11 protein-coding genes are annotated in these 11,203 nt (G+C 55.8%); 6 read left to right on the top strand and 5 right to left on the bottom strand.

What is annotated here, in order from left to right:
- Positions 1-77: 77 nt before the first annotated feature.
- Positions 78-1,982 (top strand): ABC transporter ATP-binding protein, encoded by a 1,905-nt coding sequence (locus SOM48_RS00210; RefSeq protein WP_320511196.1) that lies wholly within the window; start codon positions 78-80, stop codon positions 1,980-1,982.
- A 58-nt stretch (positions 1,983-2,040) separates the two neighbouring features.
- Here the strand turns inward: SOM48_RS00210 and SOM48_RS00215 are convergent, their stop codons facing one another.
- Entirely contained in the window at positions 2,041-3,531 is a 1,491-nt protein-coding gene (locus tag SOM48_RS00215; protein WP_139966337.1) for a nicotinate phosphoribosyltransferase, read from the bottom strand.
- Positions 3,532-3,543: 12 nt separating this feature from the next.
- Positions 3,544-4,404 (bottom strand): ribose-phosphate diphosphokinase, encoded by an 861-nt coding sequence (prs, locus tag SOM48_RS00220; protein WP_042716156.1) that lies wholly within the window; start codon positions 4,402-4,404, stop codon positions 3,544-3,546.
- 196 nt (positions 4,405-4,600) lie between these two features.
- On the opposite strand from prs, the gene SOM48_RS00225 reads away from it, so the two are divergent.
- The gene (locus SOM48_RS00225; RefSeq protein WP_076769404.1) at positions 4,601-5,323 is read left to right on the top strand and encodes an NUDIX hydrolase; all 723 of its coding nucleotides are present in this window, start codon (positions 4,601-4,603) and stop codon (positions 5,321-5,323) included.
- A gap of 34 nt (positions 5,324-5,357) precedes the next feature.
- On the opposite strand, the gene SOM48_RS00230 is transcribed toward SOM48_RS00225, so the two are convergent.
- Together SOM48_RS00230 and SOM48_RS00235 are read right to left on the bottom strand one after the other, a co-directional pair.
- Entirely contained in the window at positions 5,358-6,323 is a 966-nt protein-coding gene (locus tag SOM48_RS00230) for a 5-bromo-4-chloroindolyl phosphate hydrolysis family protein (RefSeq protein WP_320511197.1), read from the bottom strand.
- A gap of 14 nt (positions 6,324-6,337) precedes the next feature.
- Positions 6,338-7,450, bottom strand: a complete 1,113-nt coding sequence (locus SOM48_RS00235; protein ID WP_128481999.1) for a toxic anion resistance protein — start codon at positions 7,448-7,450, stop codon at positions 6,338-6,340.
- Positions 7,451-7,623: 173 nt separating this feature from the next.
- Here SOM48_RS00235 and SOM48_RS00240 point away from each other — a divergent pair, with 173 nt between their 5' ends.
- From SOM48_RS00240 to SOM48_RS00250, 3 genes are read left to right on the top strand one after another with little or no spacing between them, the layout of a single operon-like run.
- Positions 7,624-8,643 (top strand): hydrolase, encoded by a 1,020-nt coding sequence (locus SOM48_RS00240; RefSeq protein WP_128481998.1) that lies wholly within the window; start codon positions 7,624-7,626, stop codon positions 8,641-8,643.
- Complete coding sequence (locus SOM48_RS00245; protein ID WP_023481955.1) at positions 8,640-8,858, top strand: YheU family protein; 219 nt, start codon at positions 8,640-8,642, stop codon at positions 8,856-8,858. The genes SOM48_RS00240 and SOM48_RS00245 overlap by 4 nt, the downstream gene beginning before the upstream one ends.
- A gap of 54 nt (positions 8,859-8,912) precedes the next feature.
- Positions 8,913-9,782 (top strand): phosphoribulokinase, encoded by an 870-nt coding sequence (locus SOM48_RS00250; protein WP_023482098.1) that lies wholly within the window; start codon positions 8,913-8,915, stop codon positions 9,780-9,782.
- A gap of 30 nt (positions 9,783-9,812) precedes the next feature.
- Here SOM48_RS00250 and SOM48_RS00255 read toward each other — a convergent pair whose 3' ends face one another.
- Positions 9,813-10,217: an OsmC family protein gene (locus SOM48_RS00255; RefSeq protein ID WP_023482049.1), complete on the bottom strand. Its 405-nt coding sequence runs from the start codon at positions 10,215-10,217 to the stop codon at positions 9,813-9,815.
- Positions 10,218-10,526: 309 nt separating this feature from the next.
- Between SOM48_RS00255 and crp the strand changes: the two genes are divergently transcribed.
- A complete protein-coding gene (gene crp / locus SOM48_RS00260) occupies positions 10,527-11,159 on the top strand; it encodes a cAMP-activated global transcriptional regulator CRP (RefSeq protein ID WP_000242758.1) in 633 nt (210 codons plus the stop codon).
- The last annotated feature ends 44 nt before the right edge of the window (positions 11,160-11,203 follow it).

The raw sequence follows: 11,203 nt of genomic DNA on the forward strand, positions 1-11,203 counted from the left end.
GGCCCCGGTGCGGCATTTCGCCGTGGCCTTACATTACCATAAAGACAAATTAACATAGTCTGAACATACGGCGTCTTATGATTGTTTTCTCCTCGTTACAAATTCGTCGCGGCGTGCGTGTCCTGTTGGACAACGCCACAGCCACCATCAATCCGGGCCAGAAAGTGGGCCTGGTGGGTAAAAACGGCTGCGGCAAATCGACCCTGCTCGCGCTGTTGAAAAACGAGATAAGCGCTGATGGCGGCAGTGCCACTTTCCCTGGCACCTGGCAGTTGGCGTGGGTCAACCAGGAAACACCGGCGCTGGACGAAGCGGCGATAGATTATGTGATAGACGGCGATCGTGAATATCGCCAGTTGGAAGCGGCGCTTAATGCTGCCAACGAGCGCAACGACGGCAATGCTATCGCCACGGTACACGGCAAGCTCGACGCTATCGACGCCTGGACAGTGCGCTCCCGCGCCGCCAGCCTGTTGCACGGTTTAGGCTTCTCTAACGAGCAGCTCGACCGCCCGGTCAGCGCCTTCTCCGGCGGCTGGCGTATGCGTTTAAACCTCGCGCAGGCGCTGATTTGCCGCTCCGATTTACTGCTGCTTGATGAACCGACTAACCACCTCGATCTCGATGCAGTCATCTGGCTGGAGAAGTGGCTGAAGAACTATCCGGGCACGCTGATCCTTATCTCGCACGACCGCGATTTTCTCGATCCGGTAGTCGATAAGATCCTGCACATTGAGCAGCAATCAATGTTTGAATACACCGGCAACTACAGCTCGTTTGAGCGCCAGCGTGCTACGCGGCTTGCGCAGCAGCAGGCTACCTATGAAGGCCAGCAGCAGCGCGTTGCCCATCTGCAAAGCTTTATCGATCGCTTCAAAGCGAAAGCGAGTAAAGCGAAGCAGGCGCAAAGCCGCATCAAGATGCTGGAGCGCATGGAGCTGATTGCCCCCGCGCATGTTGATAACCCGTTCCACTTCAGCTTCCGCGCGCCGGAAAGCCTGCCCAACCCGATCCTGAAGATGGAGAAAGTGAGCGCCGGTTATGGCGATCGCACCATTCTGAACGCCATCAAACTCAACCTGGTGCCTGGCTCGCGTATCGGTCTGCTGGGGCGTAACGGTGCCGGTAAATCGACGCTGATTAAACTGCTGGCGGGCGAGCTGGCGGCGCAGAGCGGCGAAATCGGCCTGGCGAAGGGGATCAAACTTGGTTACTTCGCCCAGCATCAGCTGGAATTTTTACGCGCCGATGAATCGCCATTGCAGCATCTGGCCCGCCTGGCCCCGCAGGAGCTGGAGCAGAAGCTGCGTGATTACCTGGGCGGCTTCGGCTTCCAGGGCGATAAGGTCACCGAAGCAACAGAGCGCTTCTCCGGCGGCGAAAAAGCACGGCTGGTGCTGGCGTTGATCGTCTGGCAGCGCCCGAACCTGCTGCTGCTCGATGAACCGACCAACCACCTCGATCTCGATATGCGCCAGGCACTCACCGACGCGCTGATTGAGTTTGAAGGCGCACTGGTGGTGGTATCTCACGACCGTCACCTTTTACGCTCCACCACCGACGATCTCTACCTGGTGCACGATGGCAAAGTGGAGCCGTTCGATGGCGATCTGGATGATTACCAGCAGTGGCTGAGCGACGTGCAGAAGCAGGAGAGCCAGCCGACGGACGCGGCAAAAGAGAATGGTAACAGCGCTCAAGCGCGTAAAGATCAGAAGCGTCGTGAAGCGGAGCTGCGCACGCAAACACAGCCGCTGCGTAAAGAGATAGCCCGTCTGGAAAAGGAGATGGAGAAGTTCAATGCGCAACTGGCCAACGCGGAAGAGAAGCTTAGCGACAGCGGCCTGTACGATCAGAGCCGTAAAGCGGAGCTGACCACCTGCCTGCAACAGCAGGCGACGGCGAAAGCGGGTCTTGAAGAGTGTGAAATGGCGTGGCTCGACGCGCAGGAACAGCTGGAGGCGATGCTTACAGCGGAGTAATGGTTTTCGCCGTAAGCGGTAAAGTTGATGGCGGTACAGCCGTACCGCCATTCAGGGTTTAACGCTGGTTAGCCAGGCGCTGGCGAATGGTCTCAAAGTGCTCGGTGTCGTACAGCTTGCCATCGAGGAAACGGGTTTTCAGCTCCCCGCCCTGCTCCTGCTCCCAGCTTTGCTCATCGTGCAGTTGCAGTTCGCCCTGCGCATCGCGCTCAACCCGTAACAGACCGCGCGCTGAGCGTTTCAGGCCGTTATCCGTTTTCGGCTCTTTAAAGATCATCCGCCCTTCGCCATTCACCGCGCCCCAGGTCGCCTTCATCGCAAAGCCGAAGGTGTCGCGGGTGTTGTACTGGTAGGTAAAAGAGCCGACGCCGAAGACCACGTTGGAGCTGGCGAAACCTTTGGCTTCCAGCCGCGAGAGAATTTGATTCGCGCGCGCCAGCGTAATTGAGTCGCCATAAATCAGGCCGACATGCGGATCCAGCACCTTGTAACCCTTCTCGTTAACGGTGCCGCCGAAAATCTCCCACAGCACTTCAACGGAGCCTTTCTCCTCCGGGCTGCGATCGGCGCGCGTGTCGTCATCTGCACCGGTGCCGCAGAGAATTTCTACCGGGTCGCCGCTATCCGGGCGGAAAACGACGCGTCCTTCACGCCCCAAAATGAGCGATTTCAGCTCGCGGGTATACTCAGTGATCACACGCCAGTAATCCCAGGTATCGGAGACGATGGAGACAAAGCCCTGCGGATAGATATCGGCAATCAGGCGGCGGAAGGTCTCAATTTCATGCTCATGCTCGCCCATACACATCACGCTGTGCTCGGTCGCCGGAATGCTTGCGCCGATAAAGTACTCCTCGCCCCCAGTGTAGAAATCGCGGGCATAAAGCAGCGAAGGGATGCTGTCGGTGCCTTTAAAGCTCAGCAGGTGACCCGCGCCCGCCTGTGCGGTATCGTGCAGACCCGCCATGCCGCGGAACGAAAAGTCGTGGCACTGGAAATCCAGGTGCGAGAGGTCGCTACAGGTTTTCGCTGCCCACTGCTCACAAATTTTGCGGTAGTGGTGCGCGATGGTGGCGTTAGTCGAGGCTTTCCACAACTCCGCGGAGAGCACCGTTTCCAGATAGTTCACCAGCCAGAAGAACTCCTCACGGGTGTTGGTGATGGTCAGCACCGGCACCTTCATCGGTACTTTGCTCCCCTCATCCAGCGATTTGATGTGCAGCGGCAGGTAGCCTAAACGGTGCAGGTCACGGATATGATCGACCGCCACGCTATCCTTGCCGAGGTAGCTGTCCATCACCTCTTTGTACTCATTCACCACCTCCTCTTCCGGGCGGGCAAAGAAGGCGTCGTTGAAAAGATCGACCATAAACCACTTCAGAAAACCCTGCAGTCCAAAGAAGACCAGCTTACCGTCAGCAACGGGAGACTGGAAAAAGCGGTCGCTGCGCGGCGTGAAGTTGGAGTAAACCTTTGTTGTGCCCTGCGGATACTGTACGCGGTGCGACACTTTGTAGCCGTCGATAGCGAGAATCGGATTCAGTTTCATGGTGTGGTCCCCTTAAGCGCGAAATAACGTGGCGATGTCGATAAGTTCAACGCCCGGTGAAGCCAGCGTCGGCGAAGTAAACGAAGTGGTGGTGTAGATAGCGTCAATCCCGTTATTGAGCAGGTTTTCAACGCCTTTCGAGAAGATACCGTGCGTAACATACAAGCTGACGCTGCGCGCACCTGCTTCACGCAGAACCTGCGCCGAGCCGATAAAGGTGCCGCCCGCATCGCAGAGATCGTCGACAATCAGCAGATCTTTCCCCGCCACCTCACCGGCCACCAGCGCAAAGCCGGTCAGATTACCGCTGGCAACATCGCGCTCTTTGGTGAGAATGGCGTAATTCTTCGCGCCGGTGGCTTTCGCCACATTGTGAATTTTTTTCAGCGCGCCCGCGTCCGGAGCCACCAGCATCAGTTCGCCCTGCGCAATGGCGCGGCGCAGCGTCTCGCTCTGCAGCAGGCAGGTTTCCTGAGGAATGGCGACGCAGTTGTTAATCGCGGCTGCGGCGGCATCGCTGTGGGGATCGAGAATAAAGACTTTATCGAAGTTCAGGGTGTTGAGCTGGTTGGCGAAGACTTTCAGCGCGAAGCTGTCGCCCGCCACCATATGGCGATCCTGGCGTGCCCACGGCAGCCAGGCGAGCTGCAGATGGCTAACCGCAACATCAGTAACGTGGCGTACCGCGTCTACCAGCTGTGCCAGCAGCATAAAATCATTCATATCGCGCATGGCGGCGACACGGATGCGCATCAGCTGGGCGAAAGCAGGCAGTTCGCCCGTCACTTTCAGCCACACTGCACCATCAGGAAATACGCCGTTTTCGATTTCAACGTTTTGATTATCGATAAAGAGTTCGATTCTGCTCGCCATCATTCACCTCACCTGCATTAGTTAATGTCCCTTGGACACATTTAATATTGTCCATAAGACACTATTAAGCAAGCCCCCATCTGGATTATTTTTATACTGAATATATAAGACATTGAAAATACATAAAATAAAAGTTCGCTTGCCGCACCAGGGTAGGCTGATAAACTTGCTGCGTGTGAAATGAGGTGAGTCAGTGATGATCAGCGAAGCAGAGTATCTGGATTCTTACGATCCGAGTCGTTTTCCCTCGCCGCTGGTGACGGTCGATAGCGTGCTGTTTAGCCTGCATCAGCAGACGCTCTGCGTGTTGTTGGTCGAGCGCGCCAGCCAGCCGCAACAAGGGCGCTGGGGATTGCCCGGTGGCTTTATTGATATGGCGCAGGATAGCTCTACCCGCGCCACGGCGCTGCGCAAGCTGACGGAAAAAACCGGCGTCTCGCCCTCGTGGCTTGAACAGCTGGATACCTTCTCCGGCCCGGATCGCGATCCGCGCGGCTGGAGTTTGACCGTTGCCTGGTATGCGCTTATTTCGTGGGTCGCCTGCGCGCCGCATATCGTAAGCGTCAGCGATGCTAAATGGGTGCCGGTGGCCGAACTTAATGAGCGCGAACTGGCCTTCGATCACGGCGAGATAATCCACGCCGCGCTGCGCCGCTTGCGGCAGAAAACGATGTATTCATTACTGCCCGTTTACTGTTTGCCTGAGACCTTTACCCAGAGCCAGCTGCAGGAAGCGACGGAGATAATTCTCGGCCAGCCGATTCAGCGCAAAAGCCTGATCCGCCGTTTTGAAGCCTCTGGCATGTTTGAAGAGACCGGGGAGAGCGTCGCGACCGGCGCGCGGAAAGCCCGTTTGTGGCGACGTAAAGCGGATGTTGATATCCACCTCTTTTCGCGTAACCTGCTGGCAGACAGCTAAAGCTGCACCCGTTGAACAACGGGTGCAGCGTGTGTTATTTACCGAAGCCATCCGCTTTCAGCATATTGTCTAAGGTCAGTAACTCCGCGTCTAAATCAAGCGAGTCATTCTCCAGCAGAGCCTGATGCTGCTGCTTAAACGCGCGCTCAACGCGTTCAAGCACTACCGCCAGCTCTGTTATCGCCTTTTGCCGTTGCGCCTCGTCACTGAGTTGTTCGGAAAGTATCTGCCCCCTGGCGGCAATCTTTTCCAGGAGCGGCAAATAGCGCTCAAGAAAACGCCTCCCCGGCCCAACATCTCTGGGATCAGACTTCATGCACTGCAGGATCTTTTCTGCCAGTGTGACAATGCCTTTCAGATGAACAACCAGCGTATCGGGTAAGGTGTACTTATTTACCAGCCGATAGATTTGCTGCTCGAGCGATGACGGTTCCTCAGCGGGGTTTTGGCTGGCTTGCTTAAGCTTTTCCATATGCGCAATGTGCAGCTCAAGTTCGTGTGCTTCGCGCGCCTGGCGCTTGAGGTGTATTTTGCGGAACACTATGCCGCCGATCAGGATAAACCAGAACAACAAGCCCAATACCGTTGAAAAGGCACCATTAACGTTGGCGTACGCCGTTGCCGCAAATAGCCACACAAACAGATACCAGACATGAATGCGTCCCAGCGAGTAGCGGCTTCGGTAAGCGTGCACCACCATCGCGGCCGTGCCCGCAGCAAATGGCATCGTCGCTGCATCGTAAAACATCAGCCAGACAAAGCCTGCGAAGGCACCTATTCCCAGCGCAATGCGATCATAAAAGAGTGTGCGAGCCAGCAAGACAAAACTGCACCATGCCAGGATCTGCATTAGCACAGGAACATCAGATGGATCGAGCACCTCTTTCGCTTTCTGGCTGCCATAAATGAATCCCAGGAAGCAGAGGACGATCTGAATAATGACCCGGTTTACGCGGTTGCTGTAGATTTTATCCAGTGCGTCAGTAATTTTATTGCTCATTCTCTTTTCCTGACTCAGGCCTGTGCCTGATTACCGCTGGCGATGGCAGCAAGGCGCGTGCGCAGATCGGTTTCCATCGTGCCCAGCTCTTTTTCCACTTCCTGACGGCGCTGGCGCGCATCGGCCGCGATCTTCACGGACTCTTCAATGGTGTTAAGCAGGCGTGACTGCACATCGCGCAGCGTCTCGATATCCACCACTGAGCGCTCGACTTCGCGGGCGGTCTCAATTGTACCGGTCTGCAGCATCTCGGCGTTGCGGCGCAGCAGGTCATTGGTGGTATCAGCAACCTCTTTTTGCAGCTTCGCTGCCTGACGCTGGGTCTGCAAAGAGAGCGAGAGGGCAATCTGGTTTTTCCACACCGGAATGGTGGAGAGAATGCTGCTCTGGATCTTTTCCGCCAGCGACTGGCTATTGCTCTGCATCAAGCGAATTTGCGGCGCGCTCTGCATAGCAATGGTGCGCGACAGCATCAAATCATGCAGACGACGCTCAAAACGCGAAATACCGTCGAGCAGGTCACGCACGCGCTGGGCAATCATCGGATCGGACGCGGCCTGCGCTTGCAGAGCGGGCAGCTCTTCCTGTTTTATCTGCTCCAGTCGTTGCTTACCGGCAATAACGTGCAGGGTAATTTGCTGGAAAACATCGCGGTTGCGCTCAAACAGGATCTGCAGCGTCGAGATATTACGCAGCAGGTCGACCATCGCGTTATTCAGCTTATCCGTAATATCTTCCACCTGAGCTGAAAGCGTTTTGTACTCCAGCATGGTGCGCTCAATGCGGTTAAAGATCGATCCCACGAAGGGTAGCGAGGCCAGAAAACCCGGCTTTTGCTCAAAGGCGCTAATATCAACCTGCTTAATTTTTTGCAGGAGATCGGTAAGTTGCGCACCGATGACGCCCGCATCTTTTGCCCGCACTTGCTGCATGAGGGAATCAGAGAATTGCGACATCGTTTGCATGGTTTTCGCACCGAAACCGAGCGAATAGGCCGGATCGTAAATATCGATCTCTTTAGCAATCGCCTGGATTTGCGTCTGCTGCTCGGGGGTTAAATTATCCGTCTGCGGCAAATCATTTAATGGCTGCGCTGCCGTCAGGCCAGACGAAGTAATGTCCGTCATAATAAGTGTCCTTGAAGGTGAAATTGCAGGCAGGCGCAGTGTCAGCGTGGGTTGTAATACGTCTTTTTGCCGCTGCCTTAGTGGGTCAATACGGTACAACAGCAGCAAAGTATTAAACAGGCCAATTATTAGCAAGTATAATAACCGCCTATTTACCTACCTATTTTGATGAAATGGCAGAAATTACACCTGCACTTCTCGATGCAGATCAACGCGTTGCCTCCACCTTCCAACCGATGCGTGGCGCAAGCAACCCACATCTTCAGACCATGCTGCCGCGTCTTATACGCCGTCGCGTCGCGTTTGAACCCTGGTGGCAGCGCCTTGAACTGCCGGACGGGGATTTTGTCGATCTCGCGTGGAGCGAAGAGCCGAATCAGGCGCGGCATAAACCGCGGCTGGTGGTGTTTCATGGCCTGGAGGGCAGCCTGCACAGCCCCTATGCGCACGGTCTGATCAATGCGGCGAAACAGCGCGGCTGGCTGGGCGTAGTGATGCATTTTCGCGGCTGTAGTGGGATCCCGAATCGCCTGAACCGCATCTATCACTCCGGCGAAACAGAGGACGGCACCTGGTTTCTCACCTGGCTGCGTCAGGAACTTGGCGAGGCGCCGACCGCGGCGGTGGGATATTCGCTGGGCGGGAATATGCTCGGCTGCCTGCTGGCGAAAGCGGATGACGATCTGCCTCTCGATGCGGCGGTGATTGTCTCGGCCCCGCTGGTGCTGGAAGCGTGCAGTTATCATATGGATAAGGGCTTCACGCGCGTTTATCAGCGTTATTTGCTCAACCTGCTGAAGGCCAATGCCGCGCGGAAACTGCGCGCCTATCCCGGCTCGCTGCCAACAACCATGGAAGTGCTGCGCAAAATGCGGCGCATCCGCGATTTCGATGATGTGATCACCTCGAAAATCCACGGCTTCGACGATGCACTTGATTACTATCGCCGCTGTAGCGCTATGCCGCTGCTGCCGCAGATTCGTAAACCGACGCTTATCATTCACGCCAAGGATGATCCGTTTATGGATCATCACGTCATCCCCGATCTTGCGCAATTACCCGCTAATATTGAGTATCAACTGACGGAACATGGCGGGCACGTCGGCTTTGTCGGCGGCACGCTGCGTCGCCCGGAGATGTGGCTTGAAACACGCATTCCGGACTGGTTATCCGCTTATCTGGGAGCATCATGATTATTCCGTGGCAAGAACTCGACGCCGACACGCTCGACAATCTGATTGAGAGCTTTGTCTTGCGCGAAGGCACCGATTATGGTGAACATGAGCGTTCGCTTGAACAAAAGGTCGCCGACGTAAAACGGCAATTGCAGCGCGGCGAGGCCGTGCTGGTGTGGTCAGAACTGCACGAAACGGTGAATATTATGCCGCGCGGGCAGTTCCACGAATAACCGGACGCCGGGCGGCTTTGATACTGAACAACAGCTTTTCTTCAGGGAGTTGCTATGTCCGCCAAACATCCGGTCATCGCCGTCACTGGCTCCAGCGGCGCGGGAACCACCACCACCAGCCTCGCCTTCCGTAAGATTTTCGCCCAGCTCAACATGCATGCGGCGGAAGTGGAAGGCGACAGCTTCCATCGTTATACCCGTCCGGAAATGGATATGGCGATCCGCAAAGCCCGCGATCTCGGGCGGCATATCAGCTATTTTGGCCCGGAAGCGAATGACTTCGGCCTGCTGGAGCAGACCTTCAGCGAGTATGGCCAGAGCGGCCAGGGACAGGCGCGAAAATATCTCCACACCTATGATGAAGCCGTGCCGTGGAATCAGGTGCCGGGAACCTTTACCCCCTGGCAGCCGCTGCCGGAGCCAACGGATGTGTTGTTCTACGAAGGGCTGCACGGCGGAGTGGTGACGCCGCAGCATGATGTGGCGCGCCACGTTGATCTGCTGGTCGGCGTGGTGCCTATCGTTAACCTGGAGTGGATCCAGAAGATGATCCGCGACACCAGCGAGCGCGGTCACTCCCGGGAAGCGGTGATGGATTCGGTGGTGCGCTCAATGGAAGATTACATTAACTACATCACGCCGCAGTTTTCCCGCACCCATCTCAATTTCCAGCGCGTTCCCACCGTCGACACTTCCAATCCCTTCGCCGCTAAAGGCATTCCTTCTCTGGATGAGAGCTTTGTCGTCATCCATTTCCGCAATCTGGAGGGGATCGATTATCCGTGGCTGCTGGCAATGTTGCAGGGATCGTTTATCTCGCATATGGATACGCTAGTGGTGCCGGGCGGCAAAATGGGGCTGGCGATGGAGCTGATTATGACGCCGCTGGTGCAGCGGCTGATGGAAGGCAAAAAGATTAAATAACCCGGCGGGAAGCACCGCCGGGCGGGCTTATCAGGCTTCGATCACCTCAAAGGAGTGGGTAATCTTGACCGCTTTTTCCAGCATCAGCGCCACGGAGCAGTACTTCTCAGCTGAGAGATCGACCGCGCGGGAGACAGCAGCCTCTTTCAGTGCTTTGCCAGTAACGATGAAGTGCAGGTTGATATGGGTAAAGTAGCGCGGCGCTTCTTCCCGGCGCTCGGAGGTCAGCTTCACTTCGCAGTCGGTCACGTCGTGACGCCCTTTTTGCAGGATCGACACCACGTCGATAGCGCTGCAACCGCCGGCGGCCATTAAGACCATCTCCATCGGGCTGGGAGCTTTGTCCCCGGAGTTGCCATCCATCAGGATTTGGTGGCCGGAAGCGGACTCACCAAGGAACGTTAACCCTTCAACCCATTTCACTCGTGCCTGCATGTTCATCACTCCGGTATGGCAAATTTTTTCACAGATTACGCGTACATAACAAAACGCGCAACGGAAGGCGACCTGCGTCATGCTGAAGCGAGACACCAGGAGACAGGCGCCAAAAGCTATGCTAAAACAGTCTACATGCTACAGAGAAACATTGACGTTACGAATGTACGCAAGGGATATCATACATTAGAGACCGCAGATGTCGCTGACGGTCCACTTCCCGGGATTTGGGAAGCTTTGATTGCAACCCCAGAAGCTGAATGATTCACGCCGTTTCTGGAGCCAGCTTATAACAGAGGATAATCGCGCATGGTGCTTGGCAAACCGCAAACAGACCCGACTCTCGAATGGTTCTTGTCTCATTGCCATATTCATAAGTACCCGTCGAAGAGCACGCTGATTCACCAGGGTGAAAAAGCGGAAACGCTGTATTACATCGTTAAAGGCTCAGTGGCAGTGCTCATCAAGGATGAAGAGGGTAAAGAGATGATCCTCTCTTACCTCAACCAGGGCGATTTTATTGGTGAACTGGGCCTGTTTGAAGAAGGTCAGGAGCGTAGCGCCTGGGTTCGCGCCAAGACCGCCTGTGAAGTTGCGGAGATCTCCTACAAAAAATTCCGTCAGCTTATCCAGGTGAATCCGGATATTCTGATGCGCCTCTCCTCGCAGATGGCGCGCCGCCTGCAGGTGACCTCGGAGAAAGTCGGCAACCTGGCGTTCCTCGACGTGACCGGCCGTATTGCTCAGACTCTGCTGAACCTGGCGAAGCAGCCGGACGCGATGACCCACCCGGACGGTATGCAAATTAAAATTACCCGTCAGGAGATCGGTCAGATCGTCGGTTGCTCCCGCGAAACGGTTGGCCGCATTCTGAAAATGCTCGAAGATCAAAACCTGATCTCTGCCCACGGTAAAACTATCGTCGTCTACGGTACGCGTTAATCTGCAAAATGGCGCATCGCTTATGCGGTGCGCCGTTTTTGTTT

It is taken from the genome of Kosakonia sp. CFBP8986 (assembly GCF_034044935.1).
GTDB classification, from domain to species: domain Bacteria; phylum Pseudomonadota; class Gammaproteobacteria; order Enterobacterales; family Enterobacteriaceae; genus Kosakonia; species Kosakonia cowanii.